The sequence below is a fragment of the Oceanospirillum multiglobuliferum genome (assembly GCF_900167095.1).
GTDB lineage: Bacteria > Pseudomonadota > Gammaproteobacteria > Pseudomonadales > Halomonadaceae > Oceanospirillum > Oceanospirillum multiglobuliferum.
The window spans coordinates 88,367-105,045 of the sequence record NZ_FUXG01000001.1; the positions used below are offsets into that span (position 1 = coordinate 88,367).

At 45.1% G+C, this 16,679-nt stretch carries 14 protein-coding genes; 4 read left to right on the forward strand and 10 right to left on the reverse strand.

Annotated features, from left to right (window positions below; genetic code table 11):
• Positions 1 to 62: 62 nt before the first annotated feature.
• The 5 genes from B5D26_RS00370 to B5D26_RS00390 form a co-directional block, all read right to left on the reverse strand.
• Complete coding sequence (locus B5D26_RS00370) at positions 63 to 707, reverse strand: riboflavin synthase subunit alpha (RefSeq protein ID WP_078743708.1); 645 nt, start codon at positions 705 to 707, stop codon at positions 63 to 65.
• Between the two features lie 96 nt (positions 708 to 803).
• Positions 804 to 1,391 carry a 2-hydroxychromene-2-carboxylate isomerase gene (locus B5D26_RS00375; protein ID WP_078743709.1) on the reverse strand — a complete coding sequence of 196 codons (588 nt, stop codon included), beginning with the start codon at positions 1,389 to 1,391 and terminating at the stop codon, positions 804 to 806.
• A gap of 556 nt (positions 1,392 to 1,947) precedes the next feature.
• Positions 1,948 to 2,412 (reverse strand): YaaR family protein, encoded by a 465-nt coding sequence (locus B5D26_RS00380; protein ID WP_078743710.1) that lies wholly within the window; start codon positions 2,410 to 2,412, stop codon positions 1,948 to 1,950.
• Between the two features lie 9 nt (positions 2,413 to 2,421).
• Positions 2,422 to 2,880, reverse strand: coding sequence for a DUF2489 domain-containing protein (locus B5D26_RS00385; RefSeq protein ID WP_078743711.1), 459 nt, complete (start codon positions 2,878 to 2,880; stop codon positions 2,422 to 2,424).
• 84 nt (positions 2,881 to 2,964) lie between these two features.
• Positions 2,965 to 5,370 carry a Lon protease family protein gene (locus B5D26_RS00390; protein ID WP_078743712.1) on the reverse strand — a complete coding sequence of 802 codons (2,406 nt, stop codon included), beginning with the start codon at positions 5,368 to 5,370 and terminating at the stop codon, positions 2,965 to 2,967.
• A 277-nt stretch (positions 5,371 to 5,647) separates the two neighbouring features.
• Between B5D26_RS00390 and B5D26_RS00395 the strand changes: the two genes are divergently transcribed.
• Positions 5,648 to 7,285 (forward strand): methyl-accepting chemotaxis protein, encoded by a 1,638-nt coding sequence (locus tag B5D26_RS00395; protein ID WP_078743713.1) that lies wholly within the window; start codon positions 5,648 to 5,650, stop codon positions 7,283 to 7,285.
• A gap of 106 nt (positions 7,286 to 7,391) precedes the next feature.
• On the opposite strand, the gene B5D26_RS00400 is transcribed toward B5D26_RS00395, so the two are convergent.
• On the reverse strand, positions 7,392 to 7,685 hold the full coding sequence (locus B5D26_RS00400) for an RNA recognition motif domain-containing protein (RefSeq protein ID WP_078743714.1): 294 nt from the start codon (positions 7,683 to 7,685) through the stop codon (positions 7,392 to 7,394).
• A 315-nt stretch (positions 7,686 to 8,000) separates the two neighbouring features.
• On the opposite strand from B5D26_RS00400, the gene B5D26_RS00405 reads away from it, so the two are divergent.
• On the forward strand, positions 8,001 to 9,599 hold the full coding sequence (locus B5D26_RS00405; protein WP_078743715.1) for a methyl-accepting chemotaxis protein: 1,599 nt from the start codon (positions 8,001 to 8,003) through the stop codon (positions 9,597 to 9,599).
• Between the two features lie 142 nt (positions 9,600 to 9,741).
• Here the strand turns inward: B5D26_RS00405 and B5D26_RS00410 are convergent, their stop codons facing one another.
• A complete protein-coding gene (locus B5D26_RS00410; RefSeq protein ID WP_200810598.1) occupies positions 9,742 to 10,974 on the reverse strand; it encodes a CaiB/BaiF CoA transferase family protein in 1,233 nt (410 codons plus the stop codon).
• Positions 10,975 to 11,067: 93 nt separating this feature from the next.
• Positions 11,068 to 12,246 carry an acyl-CoA dehydrogenase gene (locus B5D26_RS00415; RefSeq protein ID WP_234985129.1) on the reverse strand — a complete coding sequence of 393 codons (1,179 nt, stop codon included), beginning with the start codon at positions 12,244 to 12,246 and terminating at the stop codon, positions 11,068 to 11,070.
• Positions 12,247 to 12,404: 158 nt separating this feature from the next.
• On the opposite strand from B5D26_RS00415, the gene B5D26_RS00420 reads away from it, so the two are divergent.
• Positions 12,405 to 13,289, forward strand: a complete 885-nt coding sequence (locus B5D26_RS00420) for a LysR family transcriptional regulator (RefSeq protein ID WP_078743716.1) — start codon at positions 12,405 to 12,407, stop codon at positions 13,287 to 13,289.
• A gap of 25 nt (positions 13,290 to 13,314) precedes the next feature.
• Here the strand turns inward: B5D26_RS00420 and B5D26_RS00425 are convergent, their stop codons facing one another.
• Positions 13,315 to 14,097 (reverse strand): substrate-binding periplasmic protein, encoded by a 783-nt coding sequence (locus tag B5D26_RS00425; RefSeq protein WP_078743717.1) that lies wholly within the window; start codon positions 14,095 to 14,097, stop codon positions 13,315 to 13,317.
• A gap of 136 nt (positions 14,098 to 14,233) precedes the next feature.
• The gene (locus B5D26_RS00430; protein WP_078743718.1) at positions 14,234 to 15,277 is read right to left on the reverse strand and encodes an AraC family transcriptional regulator; all 1,044 of its coding nucleotides are present in this window, start codon (positions 15,275 to 15,277) and stop codon (positions 14,234 to 14,236) included.
• Between the two features lie 185 nt (positions 15,278 to 15,462).
• On the opposite strand from B5D26_RS00430, the gene B5D26_RS00435 reads away from it, so the two are divergent.
• Positions 15,463 to 16,620: an acyl-CoA dehydrogenase family protein gene (locus B5D26_RS00435; RefSeq protein WP_078743719.1), complete on the forward strand. Its 1,158-nt coding sequence runs from the start codon at positions 15,463 to 15,465 to the stop codon at positions 16,618 to 16,620.
• Positions 16,621 to 16,679 lie beyond the last annotated feature (59 nt).

Below are 16,679 nucleotides of genomic sequence, written 5' to 3' on the forward strand. Positions count from 1 at the left end.
AAAAATAGGCCTAGACGATATTCGTATAGGCCTAATAATAGAGAGCGTTTCAGCTGTAAAGACTATTCGCCGTCAATAGCGCCACCAATCCACGATTGAGATAGTGTATCTTTTGTGATGCGCTCAACTGTATCAACAATGGCTTGCGTCTGTGGGTCAATTTCAATATTTACTCGACTGCCAATATAACGCTGCTTGATGACCGTTCGCTCAAGGGTTTCAGGTATTAAGTTAACACAGAAGTTATTTCGCTCAATCTTGCCAATGGTTAGGCTAATGCCATCAATACCAACATAACCTTTTTCAAACAAATACTTCTCATAACCTTGGGGTAGCGCCATCCAAATCTGATAGTTGTTTTCACTTTCGATGATATTTACAACTTCGGTCGTACACATAACATGTCCAGACATGGCGTGACCTCCGATTTCATCACCAAAACGTGCGGCACGCTCTATGTTCACCTCGTCACCATCACTTAATAACCCGAGATTGGTTAAGCGCAAGGTTTCAACCATAAGGTCAAAGCTTACAGTCTCACCCTCGATTTTAGTAACCGTTAAACAGCAGCCGTTGTGAGCTACGCTAGCACCAAGAGTTAAGCCTTCAACCAGTGCATCCGGAAACTGAAGCACGTGTGTACGAAAATCTTCCTTATCTATCACGGCTACGACAGTTGCAGTCCCTTGTACAATTCCAGTAAACATAATTAACCTAATCCTAAAAACGGAAGAACCCAAACAAAAGCACTGAAAGTCAGCACAGTTTATTTAGGAATAATAGTTTGCCTAAAGCGCTAGCAGTTATGCATCTTTGCATAGTTTCAAATAGTGCTTTAACTGTAAAACCCTGTCGCAGCCAAAGAACATTTGGTCATCAACAAATAGTGTTGGAGCACCGTATGCCCCTCGATTAGTTGCCTCTTGGGTACTCTCAATCAGTGCTTGTTTCCCTTCTGGGCTTTGTGCAAAATTCATAGCCTCTTCACCTAGCAGGCTTAACATCACCTCTTCAGTTGTTACCGACTGCCCCTCTCCCCAATATAACTCGTATAACGCTAAACTTTTTTCCGCTCTTAAACGACCATCTGTAATAGATAACAAAGCCCGCATTAATGTGGCCGTATTGTCTGGAAAAGTTTCAGGCTTTGTATAAGGTACTTGCAGATAGCTTGCCATACGAGGCAAGTCTTGCTCAAAGAAATAATGCTTACGCGCAGGCAACTCTTGAGGAGGCTGGTTTCCTGTATTACGCATCAACCCAGCTAAAAAAATTGGTCGCCAAATTACCTCAGCACCAGTTGATTTTTCTAAGTCTTCCATCTGCACTGCTGCTAGATAGCTATATGGGCTAACAATATCGTAAAAAAAATCGATCTGCTTTTTGCTCATTTAATCACCTACATTTGATCGGCCAAACGGCATCGCACTTCCCTCAAAGCAATTTACCACAAAGGTTTCGCAGAGTGTGCCATTTTGGTTTAGAAGAGTTGTGATTGATCAGCTTATCGCTAGATAGCACTGCAAACAGAATTAAATATCAAAAATATCAGCAAAACTTACCATTAATTCTAAAAATTACAGACCCATCAACCATGTAAACCTTTCTATACAGAAAATAGAACTACCTTGAATTGACAGTTTTTCCATTAGTCTTTAGTATTAAATGCATAGGGTCGCGCCATATTTACCAGTGTTTGCGGGCGCGTAATAAATTTGCAAACGGGTTTGTCCAGTTCATGTTTGCTTCATTGAGGCAATACTGTTATTGGGCACTTTCGATGAAGGTCAACGAAAGCCTCTCTTCGGAGAGAACCCTCTGTTAGCTCTTGCATTTTGTGCCCCACTCTGTGGGGCATTTTTTTGTCTGGAACTTGAACAGATCATCAGTGTAATCAATTTTAGAATCATGCGTAATGCAATGGCGTGATAGATATAGTGATAAGGCCTAAGACAATAGGTCGACCACCAAGCCTTTAATTTGTATCAGCTTAGCGGTAATTTTCATTCGGTCACTATTCTCATTTAAAATTAGCTGCAACAACTCAGCCGCTTCTTCATCAATAAGTTGAATCACATGGTGCTTTTCTGTTGGAGACCAGCCAGAGCCAACACCTTGTACTTTGTAAGCTCCCTGAGTTGTCTTGGATATCAAGTTACTCAACAAAGCCTTATAAACCTCAAGGTTACCTAAAGAAGGGTTACGCTCTAAAGTATCACCAGCATTTTCCAGTGCACTGCGTAGTGCTCCAAGCTCCTCGTTTAAAGATACCTTACTCACTTCGTCAACTTGTTGAATAAGGTGTTCTGTAAAGCTTTTTCGCCCTGTAACCTTGCTAACCTCTTTGGCTTTGGTACGACGCGCACTATCACCTGAGCGTAAAGACTTTAATTTGTCGTTAATATTAATCATGTAACAGCCCTAAGGTTGCAACTGCAACAAGTTGCGAGCAGTGGTTAAAACAGCTTCTCTATATTCACCTTCTAAGGCGATTCGCTCAAAATCCTGCTTCATACGCGCTTGCTTACTCAGTTCTTTACGCGCTTGATGGGTGGCAAAATGCTGACCCCGCCGAGTGATTTCTAGTAACACGCTAAACTCTGGCTGTTGCAATAAGTCCGCATCAAAAATATCCAATAGTACGCGCAGGCGAATGCTCGCCTCCATAATCTCAACCTGATCATCTAAGGCACACTGGGCTATAATATGAATGCTTTCTAAAGTTTTTGTGCGCGCTTCTAACTGGCGGGCTTGTTGAGCTTCGCGCTCTGCTTGCTCTTTTTGGGCAACTTGTTGGCGCAAACAATAGGCATAAAAAGCCAAGCCTGTTATTAGCAACAGACCAACAAGTAGTAAACCTGTTGCAACCTCGGTAGACACATCTTTCTCCTATTTTGTTGCAAGGACGCTTACTTTAAGTGCAAAGGTAAAGCGTCTTGCCAAACTTCTCTTGTGAATGAAGGGTTACTTTTTACGGACTTTATTTTTCTGCCCTTGAGCTTTTTTACGCAAAGCTTCTAGCCGCAGTTGAATTTTTCCATACAGCGTGTTGATTGCAAAGTACCCTTTTTCATTGGCCTGCCCCGCATTTACACCGGTCATCAACTTAATCGCTTGATCAACGTGCTCAACCGCATAAATCGCAAACTGTCCCTGTTTACAAGCCTCGATTACCTCATCTTTCAACATTAAGTTATTGATATTCTGAATTGGGATAATTGCGGCTTGATCCCCTGTTAAACCACGGCTTTGACAGGTATCAAAGAAGCCTTCAATTTTTTCATTCACCCCGCCAATAGGCTGCACCTCGCCAAACTGGTTAATAGAGCCTGTGACCGCAATCGACTGTTTAACAGGACAACCGGACATCGCTGACAGCAAGCACACCAGCTCACCCAACGAGGCGCTGTCGCCATCCACACCATGATAAGACTGCTCAAACACCAAGCTTGCCGCCAAAGGCATCACTTCACTATGACCAAACAGTGCGTTCAAAAATGAGGTCAAAATCATAATGCCTTTAGAGTGCAAAGCCCCACCGAGCTGAACACTACGTTCAATATCCAGCACTTCGCCCGTACCGTAATGCACCGTTGCCGTGATTCGACTCGGTTGGCCAAACTCACTGTCACCAATATGCAGCACCGTTAGACCATTCACCTGTCCTACTTTCTCACCTTGGGTGTCAATTAAAATCACGCCCTCTTTGATGGAGTCAAACATCCGCTCTTTGATATGGCCTGAGCGATACTGTCGACTTGAGATCGCCTGATCCAACGCTTCAATATCAATTAAGGTTTTGCCTAAGCTACGTGCCCAGTAATCCGACTCGCGTAATAGATGGTTCAAGTCTGCTGCATTTAATGACAGACGATCTTGGTGCCCCGCGTTACGCGCCCCTTGTTCAATCACCCGCATAATGGCGTCTCGGCTCAAATCTAAAAGGCCATCTTGCTGTACCATTGAGCTGATTAAACGCGCATACAACCACTGATTCTCATCTGTGCGCGGCATGTCACTTTCGAATTCAGCCAATACTTTAAAGAGTTCGTTAAAGTCTGGATCGTATTGCTGCAATAAATAATACTGCTCCGCATCCCCTAACAGCGCTACGGTTACCTCTAATGCAATCGGCTCTGGCTCTAAGCTAACACTCCCTGATAAAGTCAGCTGCTTTTCCAAGGTATCAATACGCAAGCAGCCTGTACGAAGCGCAAGCTTTAAGCCGTCCCAAGCATAGGGCTGCTGTAGTAGCTTGCCAGCATCCAAAACCAAGAAGCCACCGTTGGCTCTATGCAGGCAGCCTGGTCGAATTAAAGAGAAGTCAGTTGCCACCGTGCCCATATAGGTCACATTTTCAACATGCCCCACCAAATTGTTATGGGTTGGCATATCTTCAATCACTAAAGGTGCGCCACCTTCAGGATCATGACTGACCATAATATTCACTTGATAGCGAGCCGGCACTTTGTGATCTAAGGAGGCTCGGGTCACCGCATCGGTGTTTTCATCTTCTTCCAAAAAGATTTCAACATTCTCAACCAAATCTTTTTGTACAGCATTTAGGTAAGCGACAACTCGCTCTTGAGAGGCATATTTATCCCTTAATTCATCCAACCAATGCTGAATTGCAGTTAAGGTGATTTTTTCATTTAAAGCCTGCTGCTTTTCACGGCTATTTTTTTCTAAATAAGCCAGATCACGCAAGGCGGCACGCAGCTCTTTTTCCATCAGCTCAATGCCAACTTTGAAAGGCTCACGCTGCTCTTCTGATAAGGCATTAAACTCTTTTACGGGGATAGGTTCACCTTCTGTATCAACGGGAACAAAAGAGTATCCACCTGGATTTTGTAAAATCAGTTTTAAATGATGCTCGCCAGCTTTTTCAGCGATCGCTCTCAGCATCTGCTCTTGCTCTTCTGAGAAGTCATCGCGGATCAGCTCAGCTTTTTCAATAAAGCTTTCTTGATCAAAAGCTGAAGGAATGGCATGGCGCACCTCACGAATGAGCGCCTCCATATCTTTTTTCAGTTCAGACGCCATTCCGCAAGGAAGCTTTAAAGCCCAAGGGTGCCGAGGAGATTCATAGTTATTAACATAACACCAGTCTGATGGCGCAGGTAGTTGCTCTGCGTGTTGCGAAAGGAATCGCTTAAGCATTGTGCGCTTACCTAAACCATTTTCCCCCACTGCAAATAAGTTGTAGCCCTTGTTAACTACAGCTATCGCAAAGCGTACCGCTTGCTCTGCACGTTGCTGACCAATGAAGCGATCGAGTGGTTCAATGACCTGAGTATTGTCACGAGGAAACGTTTTTTTGGTGCAACGTTTTTTTAACCTTGTAATTGCTAACGGCTTAGGTGCCTGCATAACGCTCTCCTAAAAAGCAAGCTGTATCAATGTATTATGCTACACATAGCCTAATTGATCATTAGTTCTCTATTCAGAAAGCGCCTCCCAAGAGGTAGAATATCCGCAACCTGCATAAAATAGCTAAAGACCGAAATCTTTAGCGCAAGATCAATGCAGACATTTTAAATTAGACTAAAATGAAAAATATAAAGTTAAACTTATTGATAGTGCTGATGCCAACTCATAAGTTTTCGATAATTAGAACATTTCCCTTGAGCTAGATGTGGATACTTCAATGATACAATCACTCCGAGCAATCGGTATCAAGTCGCGCATGTTATTGGTATTAGCCGTTACGGTTGCGAGTATTATCGCATTGATGAGTTTTTCCTTATCAAATACCTATAATATGCAGATCCGAGAAAAGCAGGTTAAAACCCAGCACCTTGTAGAATCTGTCATAGGCTTAGTGGATCATTATTATCAGATGTCCCAGCAAGGCGTTATGACGGAAACCGAGGCCAAAACCGCAGCAATGAAGGCGGTGGAAAAGCTGCGTTATAACAAAGATGACTATTTCTGGATCAATGATCTTAATGCCATCATGCTAATGCACCCAATTAAGCCAGCATTAAACGGCAAAAATCTATATGGTTTGCAAGACAAATCTGGGAAACAGTTCTTCAAATCTTTTGTCGACATCGTAAAAGCTAAAGGGGCGGGTAACGAAGAGTATTTATGGCCAAAACCGGGGCACGAAGCACCTGTACCTAAAATCTCTTACGTAGAAGGCTTCAAACCTTGGGGCTGGGTTATTGGTACAGGCATCTATATTGATGATGTTAAAGCCGACTTCTGGACCAATGCCACATTAGAAATCATCATTGCAGGTTTGGGTTTGGCTTTCACCATTCTGTTTTTATACGTGATCTCTGCCAGTATTGTTAAACCACTAGATGAAGCCAATCGTGCGATGCACAATATTAGCCAAGGGGATGGCGATTTAACACAACGCCTGAATACTAAAGGCAATGACGAAATGAGCCACTTGGCACGATCATTTAATCACTTTGTTGATCAGATCCATACGGTTATTCGTGAGGTTGATAACTCAACCAATCGCGTTGCAGCAGCAGCTGAACAACTTTCCAGTACCACACAACAAACCAGCCGAGTCATTACTCAGCAAACCATGGAAACCGATCAAGTGGCCACTGCAATTAATGAGATGGCTGCAACCGTTCACGAAGTCGCACAAAATGCGATTGCCGCAGCCTCTGCCACCCATGACGCCGAAGAACATGCACAAGCTGGTAAACGCAATATTCACCAAACAACAGCCGATGTAGCTGCGTTGGCAGATGAGGTTGGCCGTGCAACAGAGGTGATCCATCAACTGGAATCTCAGGCTGAAAATATCTCCTCTGTTCTGGATGTAATTGGCGGTATTGCAGAACAAACGAACCTATTAGCGTTAAACGCTGCAATCGAAGCCGCACGTGCAGGCGAGCAAGGCCGTGGCTTTGCCGTAGTGGCTGACGAGGTTCGTACCTTAGCAAGCCGAACTCAGCAGAGCACGCATGAAATTGAGAAGATGATTGAGCAACTACAAGAAGGGGCTAAGCAGGCTGTAACCGTTATGGAAGCCAGCCAGAAGAGTACTCAAAAAACTGTAGAGAAGGCACAATCGACCCAAGAAGCACTAGACACTATTACTGGGTCTATGCAACAAGTGAACGATATGATTAATCAGATTGCCAGCGCAGCAGAAGAGCAATCATCTGTGGCGGAAGAGATTAATCGCAATATCGTCAATATTGTGGATCTATCTGGCGATACTGCAAATGCCTCAAATCAAACTACAGAGGCAAGCACAGAGCTGAACAACCTTGCTGAACAATTAAAACAACTGGTACATCGCTTTAAGATTTAACAGCCTAATGGCAAATGATGATGTAAAAAAAACGGAGCCATCGGCTCCGTTATTTTATCGTGGCACCGATTTTGTGGTCATCGGTGGTACTACGATTACTTACTGATTAGCGCGCTTTATTATTAAAGCTACGGCTACCAGTTCTAGGACGCGGTTTACTTTCAGCAATGCTGACACGTAAATCACGACCGTTTAAATCTTTGCCATCTTGTGCAAGCGCAGCACTCGCAGCAGCATCTGTTGTAAAAGTAACAAAGCCAAAACCACGCGAACGCCCCGTTTCACGATCTTGAACAACTTTAACTTCTTCCAATTCACCGTAACTGGCAAAACTACTTTCTAAATCGGCTTCAGTTACAGTAAATGATAAATTACCGATAAACAGCTTGTTATTCTGCATTGCACAATCTCCCTATGACTTAAGCTTTGCTTCCCACTACATATTCCATTACAAAATCTGTTATTGGAATAATACAAAGCCCCTATCTTTTTTATTAAGTTTTTGGACTCTAGCACAGAGGTTATATGAATACTATTAAATAAAAAGTCTAGATATTGACTATATTGAGTAAGTATATGTTACAGAACTATATTTTTTGCAGTGCAGAGAGCCTGTTCAAAATAATTGAATTGTGTCTTATCAAAAATGCACTACAATCTTGAAAAACATGCAAAAATTAATCGCGCTTCCTAATTAAACTTCGAGGCTTATGCCATGTTCAATTTCCTAGCCATCATCATTGACCGCTTTATGCGCTTGATTGGTGTAAAAACCCTTAATCAGCAATTTCTCTTCTCCTACGCTCTGATTTTTTTACTCGCGCTTTCCTCTGGTGTGGCACTTTACATGAGCATGGCGATTAACCCTCAAACAATCAATGTTGCGGGTCGCCAGCGTATGCTGAGCCAGAAAATTGCCAAAGAGGCACTGCTGGTTGCTGCAAAAATTGAGAACGAAGCCGTTTTAAGAAAGACCATGCAACTCTTCGAGCAATCTCACAGAGATATTGTGAATGGTAATGTGGAACAGGGCATGAACCCCATTACCAATCCAGCAGTATTAAGCCAGATGCAAAAGGTTGAAGGCTTATGGCGCGACTATAGTGCATTGGTCGAGCGCTATATTGCCAATCCTAACGCTGAGCTTACCCAAGCGTTACATAAAAGCTCCCCAGTTATTTTGGTGGAGATGAACAAAGCGGTCATCATGATGACAGAAGAAGCCAACAGCACCATTAAGGCGATGCTCATGACCGCCTTCATGTGTATTCTGGGTATTGTATTCCTAGTGATTATGGGCCGTATTTTTGGTTTACGTCTGTTGATGGACAACATCACGCGCCTGCAAAAGCGTTTGTCACATGTGGGACAAGGCGACTTTACTCACCGCTTTGAAGTGATGCACACAGACAACGAAGTCGGCAAGATGTTTGCTGCATATAACAACATGATCACGCAAGTTAGCTCATTAGTTGAAAATGCCCGTCAAGCGGCTGAGCGCACCTCAAGACATGCAAAAAGCGTGGTTAAAGCAACCGCTGACGCAGAAGCTGGGGTGACACGCCAGTACAATGATATTGATCAAGTGGCCACCGCCATGAATGAGATGAGCGCTACCGTGCATGAAGTTGCACAAAATGCCACCCAAGCGGCAGAAGCGGCACAAACAGCAGATGTTGAAGCCCGTAATGGCATCGCGGTTGTGCGTAACTCAGTGGATCAAATTCACGCAATGGCCAGCCAGCTTAACTCGACGGCTGCTGTTTTAGACACCTTAGAGCAAGAGTCTGACGAAATCGGTAAAGTGCTTGAAGTGATCACGGGTATAGCAGAGCAGACCAACCTATTAGCCCTAAACGCAGCCATTGAAGCCGCTCGTGCAGGTGAGCAGGGTCGAGGATTTGCAGTAGTTGCCGACGAAGTACGCACATTGGCACAAAGAACCCAAGCCTCAACGCTTGAGATCAAAGCCATTATCGAACGTCTACAAAGCCAAGCCCGTAAAGCAGTGTCCTCTATGGAAGAAAGCTCTAAATTGGCAGACAACAGTGTTGAACAAGCGGAGAAAGCCGCCGATGCGCTGGAGCATATCGCCAATGCTGTTGACACCATCAGCAGCATGAATACCCTGATCGCCACCGCAGCAGAAGAACAAAGTCAGGTGGCGGGTGAAATTGATCAGCGCATTGTGAATATATCAGATGTTGCAGAGCAAACTCAAAATGACTCTAAAGAGGTGGTAAAAGCCACTGAACAGATTCAGAATGAAATATCTGATTTGAACAAACTGATTGCACAGTTCAAAACAAGCTAACCGACACCTCAAGACACAAAAAGCACCTATTGGTTTTTTGTGTTTTATAGCACTCCATAAGCATAAAAAAAGCCCGCAAGATGCGGGCTGAAAGCACGGTGAGCCTAGCAGAGGGTCGGCACCGTCAGGACACAGAAAAGCACTAGCACGCTTTCCGACTTGAAATCACCCCTTGTGCATAAAGGGTTTGAATCTGTTCTGGGTTTAAACCTGCATCTTTCAGTATTTGTTCAGTGTGCTCGCCTAATAAAGGCGCGGTATTGCTGTATTCAATTGGCGTACCCGATAACTTCAACGGATTTGCCACCGCTGGCGCCTCACCTGACTCAGGATGAGACAAGCTCAGTTGCATACCACGCGCCTGAATTTGCGGATCTTGAAAAGCCTGACCAATGTCATTGATCGGCCCGCAAGGTACCGCTTGGTTCTCAAGCGCACCGACCCAACTGGCGGTACAACGGGTTAATATCACTTCGCTTAACAAAGGGATCAAACTTGCACGATTGGCCACCCTTGCCGCATTGGTTTGATATAACGGGTCATCAGCCAAATAAGCCACTTTTGCTTCAACACAAAAACGACGGAACTGATCATCGTTACCCACCGCCAAAATCATAAAACCATCTTCAGTGGCAAAACTTTGGTACGGCACAATATTAGGATGCGCGTTGCCCATCCGTTGTGGTGCGTTGCCTGAAACCAAATAGTTCATCGCTTGGTTCGCCAAACAGGCCACTTGCACATCTAATAACGCAAGGTCGATATGCTGACCTTCTCCGGTGCGCTCACGGGCGGCCAGTGCGGCCAATACACCCGTCGAGGCATACATACCGGTTAAAATATCGGTCAATGCCACACCTACTTTTTGTGGCCCTGCACCGGGCATACCGTCTTTCTCTCCGGTAATGCTCATCAAGCCACTCATGGCTTGAATCAAAAAATCATAACCTGCTCGCTTAGCATAAGGGCCTGTTTGCCCAAAACCTGTTATCGAACAGTAGATCAAACGCGGGTTGATCTGTTTTAAGCTGTCGTAATCTAGGCCATATTTTTTAAGGCCACCGACTTTGTAGTTTTCTAGCAAGATATCGCAGCTTGTCACTAAGTTACGAATCACTTCCTGCCCTTGAGGACTGGTAATATCCAGTGCCAGCGAGCGTTTATTGCGGTTCGCACAAAGATAGTAAGCCGCTTCACCACGATCACCCTGTGGTGTCGGTAACCAAGGTGGTCCCCAACTGCGGGTATCATCACCACGCTCAGGCCGTTCCACTTTAATCACTTCCGCACCCAAATCAGCCAATATTTGACCCGCCCAAGGGCCCGCCAAAATACGACTCATATCCAGTACACGAATATGGGATAACGCACCCATGATGATCTCCCGCAAATACATTAGGCTGGCATTGTGAAACAGGCTTGCGAGACTGTTAGTGCAGCCTCGCAAGAGCCTTAACTCAGCGTAGGCTTAACCGAACGCTTGAATACCGGTTTGTGCACGACCTAAGATCAGCGCATGAATATCATGCGTACCTTCATAAGTGTTCACCGCTTCAAGGTTCATCGCATGACGAATCACGTGGAACTCATCAGAGATACCGTTACCGCCGTGCATATCACGGGCAATACGCGCGATTTCAAGCGACTTACCGCAAGAGTTGCGTTTAATCAACGAGATCAGCTCAACAGGGCATTGATCGTTGTCCATCAAACGGCCTGCTTGTAAGCACCCTTGCAGACCTAAAGTGATCTCAGTTTGCATATCTGCCAGTTTCTTTTGCACCAACTGAGTTGCCGCCAATGGACGATTGAACTGAATACGATCCAATGAATACTGACGCGCCGCATGCCAGCAGAACTCAGCAGCGCCTAACGCACCCCAAGCGATACCGAAACGTGCTTTGTTCAAACAGCCGAATGGGCCTTTCAAACCTTTTACATTTGGTAGTAGGTTTTCCGCGGGCACAAACACGTTGTCCATCACGATCTCGCCTGTGATAGAGGCACGCAGTGAGAATTTGCCTTCGATTTTGGGTGTGCTCAGACCTTCCATGCCACGCTCTAAAATAAAGCCGTGAATTTCACCGTCTAATTTTGCCCACACCACCATCACATCGGAGATGGGTGAGTTGGTGATCCACATCTTGGCACCAGTCACACGGTAACCACCGTCAACTGCTACAGCACGAGTTTTCATGCCACCCGGATCAGAACCCACATCAGGCTCAGTCAAGCCAAAGCAGCCGACCCACTCGCCTGTTGCCAGCTTAGGTAGATACTTTTTTCGCTGTGCTTCAGAACCGTAAGCGTAGATTGGATGCATCACCAAAGAGGACTGCACGCTCATCGCTGAACGATAGCCACTGTCGACACGCTCCACTTCACGCGCGGCCAAACCGTAGCTGACGTAGTTTACGCCAGCACAGCCATACTCTTCCGGTAGCGTGCTACCCAGCAGACCCATTTCACCCATCTCATTCATGATTTCACGGTGAAAAATCTCATTACGGTTTGCTTCAAGTACCCGAGGCTGTAAACGTGATTGGCAATATTCACGTGCCATATCACGAATCATGCGCTCTTCTTCAGTCAGCTGTTGATCCAGATTGAACGGATCTTCCCAGTTAAATTGTGCTCGTTGGCTCACTACACACCTCGGTTATCAGTTGTAATAGGGTGATGGGTCTTCAAATTGTTGTGCTCAATCGCATGTATGAAACTTAACGGTCAGTGTTCAATAAGTACAATATATGATATTTATACTTTCAATAAACTAAATTGATACCAAGTTAGGCGGTATACAAGATGGATCTAAAGAAACTTAACTATTTCTGTGCCTTAGCAAGAATAGGCAACTTTACTCACACCGCCACACACCTCGGCATTGCCCAACCTGCACTGAGCATGGCAATCAAAAAGCTTGAAGAAGAGGTAGGTTTAAAGCTGGTCAACCGTGCCGAACGCAAAATGACCCTCACCTCAGATGGTGAAGTATTACTGCGTCATGCCCAGCATATTTTAGAGTCGGTCAATCAGGCAGAAAGAGAGATTCAAGAGTTGAAAGGCATTGAGACAGGCACCATTCAGTTTGGCGCTTCTAGCATGCTCAGCTCTTATTATTTGCCAACCGTATTGGCCAATTTTAAGAAACGCTATCCCAAGGTAAGGATCAACTTAATTGAAGCAGGCACCGCATCACTGCAACAGATGCTACTAGAGGGCGAACTAGATTTAGCAATGATTCGCTCTGACCGCACCCATGAACAGATCCGCTGCGTAAAACTGTTTGAAGAGGAGGTGGTAGCCTGCGTACCGAAAAACCACCCCTTCTCACAAAAAAACAGTCTGACCATTGCCGAATTTTGCCAAGAGCCTTTGGTGTTATTTCGAGAAGGGTATTTTCTAAGAGAAGCGGTCAGCCGTTACTCAAAACAACAGCATGTTGAACTGGATATTCGTTTTGAAACCAACTTGGTGAATTTACTGAAGGCTTTGGTGGTGAACGAAGTTGGCATCAGCACCGTGTTATCAGGCATTATTGCCGAAGAGGATCAACTAACCACCGTGCCATTCAACCCCAGCATACCGCTGTATATCGGCTTAGGGTGGAAGAGAAACCATTATCTCTCGAACGCTAGTCGTGCTTTTGTCAGCTTTATGCAGGAGCACGTGCCTGAAAGATTCAACTGAGCAAAGTCTAAGTGTCTTACGGTATTTAATTAGAATACTGCTTGATGATTTTATCTAGCTTACCTTCTTTTTTTAGTTCAACCATTGCTTGCTCTAAGGCCTCAGCCTGAGCTGGAGCTAGCAGCTTACTATAAATCAGCCAGTGCTGCTTTGAGGTAAACTTAATTGGCAAAACTTTTAACGGTAAAGAAGAGCGCTTAACAATATAGTGCAAACCTATATCGTGATAGTAAAAGTATTGCAGCCTATAGGGCGGTGTACCTAGCAGTTTCATCGCCATGTCAAGGTCTGTAAAACTGTCGTTGACGCGATGTTCTCCCAGCACTTGCTTCATCTCACCTGCAGATGAAGTGCCATAAAAGGCACCTATCGTATAATCCCCTTGTTGTATCTGCTCAAAAGAGTTTGGTGCAACAGTATTATCTCGATGGGTTGCTAAAACATAGTTCACTGGATAAGCCGGTATCGTCGTAAAATTAAAACGTAGCTCACGGCTGGCACTTTTGGCTGCACCACAAAATACCGCCTGAGGCTCTGTTTCAACCAAGCTGAATATGCGTTTAATTGGCATAAACTGAGTAGGGTATTCGACTTTAATTTGCTTCTTGGCAAGCTTTACTTCCAAAGCTCTATAAATATCTATACACAAACCTTCTAGCCGTTTTTTTGAGAAGAAATATTTAGGCTGTGAGTCTTGTGCCAAAAAGGTGATGGGAGCACCCGAGTTTGCATTCGAAGGCAACGACAATAAGCCACTCAAAAGCGCAACAGAGACAGTGATATAAAGTTTTTTGTTGCGAGTCGGCATACCACTCCCCTTTTAGAATAGATCTTTATTTAATATAAGTTAAAGACTTGTCTTTGTCTTTGTCCTTTCATATTCAGAGGTTTTGTGACTCCACACACATATTAAACACAAGCAATATACATACCAATCATAAGCATCAATAAATACGCCAGTTTGAAGGCGATTTTCCCGTCCAACGCTTAAAAGCACGGCAAAAAGCTGCCGTTTCAGAGAATCCGGTTTTCTCGCTGATTTCACTGATGCTGATATGTTCAGCAGTAAGCAGCTTAATGGCAAAATCTCGACGTAAACTCTCTTTGATCTGTCGTAAAGACCCACCCTCTTCATTCAGTTTGCGGCGTAAAGTGCGGGGCGTCAGGTGTAATTCAACGCTGATTTGCTCTAAATCAGGCATCTGTTCGAAGTCATATTGCTGCAATAACAACCGCACGCGAGTTTGTAAGCTGTCGTCTTGATCTGGCCTGTGCAAAATCAAAGCAGGAGAGGCTTTTAAAAAAGCCTGCACATCTGATTCAGAACGCACAATGGGCAACTGCAAATAACGAGGGTGTAGTGCAAAGCCACAACAAGGTTGCTGATAACAGAGCTGGCCTGAGTACATGGCACGATATTCTGCTGCATGGGCGGGGCGAGCATAACTGAAGCAGGTGGTGGCAAAGGGAATCTGTTGCCCCACTAACCAACTGCCAAAGCGTTGCCACATCAACAACAGAAACTCTTGCAAGAGGTGATCAGGATCAAGTGCATCATCTTGCAGGTGCAATCGGTAAAAAATGTGTGACGTATTAGCATGCGACAGGGCGGGTTCAAGCCCCAATTCGATACCTTCGTAAACCGCAGAATAAAAGCGTGCACTTTGTTGCAGCATCCCGCCAAAGGTTTTGCCTTGCTGTACAAACTCTGCCATCAACGCAAAGACCCCATTTTTACAGCGCCTGGAGGTTAATCCCATAAATTCATCACGGGTGCAGCGCCACACGGCCTGAATCAACTGGCTGAGCTGTTGCTCGGTAATCGCTTTATCCGGCTGGTTGAGCCAATCAAGCGGAATGCCTGCTGCCGCTAACAGTGTTTCGGCAGCAAAACCTTGGCGCTGCGCACCCGTAATACAGGCCTGAATATAGTGGTTGGCGATGTAGGCTTTTTGAGAATTTGAAGTGCGAACGCTTAAATTCAACATTGTGAAACATCCCTTGTAGCGCGCTTGATCAGATTTTTAATCTTGTAAAACCTTTGGCCGTTTCAGTCAATTAAATAGACCGTTTATATCATTCAAAGCCTTACTACAAAGCTTTTAAATGGCCGTTATTGTCAATTCTATATTTTGAGTGGCACCATCCCACTATAACAAGAGCGGTCTATTTTATGTCTCAGCCAATATCCGATACCACCGATCAAGAGCGCGCACTTTTTCAGGAAATGGTGCAACGCATTTTGCAGCAAGAGGTTGCGCCTCACTATGAAGACTGGGAAGCCAACCACCAAGTGCCACGCAGCATTTGGAATACCCTAGGCGAAGCAGGCTTGTTAGGGGTTGATCTGCCAGAAGCTTATGGTGGTTCTGGCGCGGGCTTTGAGATCTGCCAGATGATCTGTGAAGAGATCTCACGCCAAGGATTTGGCGGCTTGGGCAGTGGTTATAACATCCATGCCAATATCGTAATGCCTTACATTTTGCATATTGGCACAGAGCAACAAAAACAACAGTGGTTACCCCAAATGGCCTCGGGCGAAGTGTTGGGTGCCATTGCCATGACAGAACCCAATGCGGGCAGTGACTTGGCCGCCTTACGCACCCGTGCAGAACGTACGGATGCAGGTTGGAAAATTAACGGTTCCAAAATTTTCATCACCAATGGCCTGTTGGCCGATTTGGTGATTGTCTGCGCCAAAACTGATCCCAATGCGGGCGCTAAAGGGGTCTCGCTGTTTTTAGTGGACACCCGTTTGCCCGGCTTTTCGCGTGGCAAGGGCATTAAAAAGATAGGTCAGCACTCAAGTGACACCGCAGAGCTGTTTTTTGATGATTTGATCGTGCCCCATGACGCCCTGCTAGGTGAAGAGAATCAAGGCTTTATCTACCTGATGCAAGAGCTGCCCCGCGAGCGCTTGGGCGTGGCCTCTCAAGCCTTAGGTGCAATGGAAGGTGCACTGCAACTGACCTTAGATTACGTGCAAGAGCGTAAAGCTTTTAAACAGCGCATTGCCGACTTTCAAAATACCCGCTTCAAACTGGCCGAAGTGAAAGCGCAAATTGAAATGGGACGCGCCTATTTTAATCACTGCATGGCGCAATATGCACAAGGCAAGATGAGCGCGACAGAAGCGGCCATTCTCAAACTTCAACTCAGTGAAATGCAGTGCCAAACCATCGACCAGTGCCTACAGTTTTTTGGCGGTTATGGTTACACCACGGAATACCCTATTGCTCGCTTTTATGTCGACGCACGTATTCAAACCATCTACGCCGGAACCTCTGAAATTATGAAAGAAGTGATCGCCCGCTCCCTGCTTGGTAAATAGATCGGTGACTCAAACCTCTTAACGCAACACCCCATGATAACAATAACAAACAAGGAGTT

What these genes read in the sequence shown, in the direction of transcription:
- B5D26_RS00380 (WP_078743710.1), bottom strand. Translation starts at nt 2,412, where the DNA reads ATGATTAATATTAACGACAAATTAAAGTCTTTACGCTCAGGTGATAGT.
- B5D26_RS00435 (WP_078743719.1), top strand. Translation starts at nt 15,463, where the DNA reads ATGTCTCAGCCAATATCCGATACCACCGATCAAGAGCGCGCACTTTTT.
- B5D26_RS00420 (WP_078743716.1), top strand. Translation starts at nt 12,405, where the DNA reads ATGGATCTAAAGAAACTTAACTATTTCTGTGCCTTAGCAAGAATAGGC.
- B5D26_RS00375 (WP_078743709.1), bottom strand. Translation starts at nt 1,391, where the DNA reads ATGAGCAAAAAGCAGATCGATTTTTTTTACGATATTGTTAGCCCATAT.
- B5D26_RS00390 (WP_078743712.1), bottom strand. Translation starts at nt 5,370, where the DNA reads ATGCAGGCACCTAAGCCGTTAGCAATTACAAGGTTAAAAAAACGTTGC.
- B5D26_RS00395 (WP_078743713.1), top strand. Translation starts at nt 5,648, where the DNA reads ATGATACAATCACTCCGAGCAATCGGTATCAAGTCGCGCATGTTATTG.
- B5D26_RS00430 (WP_078743718.1), bottom strand. Translation starts at nt 15,277, where the DNA reads ATGTTGAATTTAAGCGTTCGCACTTCAAATTCTCAAAAAGCCTACATC.
- B5D26_RS00410 (WP_200810598.1), bottom strand. Translation starts at nt 10,974, where the DNA reads ATGGGTGCGTTATCCCATATTCGTGTACTGGATATGAGTCGTATTTTG.
- B5D26_RS00425 (WP_078743717.1), bottom strand. Translation starts at nt 14,097, where the DNA reads ATGCCGACTCGCAACAAAAAACTTTATATCACTGTCTCTGTTGCGCTT.
- B5D26_RS00400 (WP_078743714.1), bottom strand. Translation starts at nt 7,685, where the DNA reads ATGCAGAATAACAAGCTGTTTATCGGTAATTTATCATTTACTGTAACT.
- B5D26_RS00405 (WP_078743715.1), top strand. Translation starts at nt 8,001, where the DNA reads ATGTTCAATTTCCTAGCCATCATCATTGACCGCTTTATGCGCTTGATT.
- B5D26_RS00370 (WP_078743708.1), bottom strand. Translation starts at nt 707, where the DNA reads ATGTTTACTGGAATTGTACAAGGGACTGCAACTGTCGTAGCCGTGATA.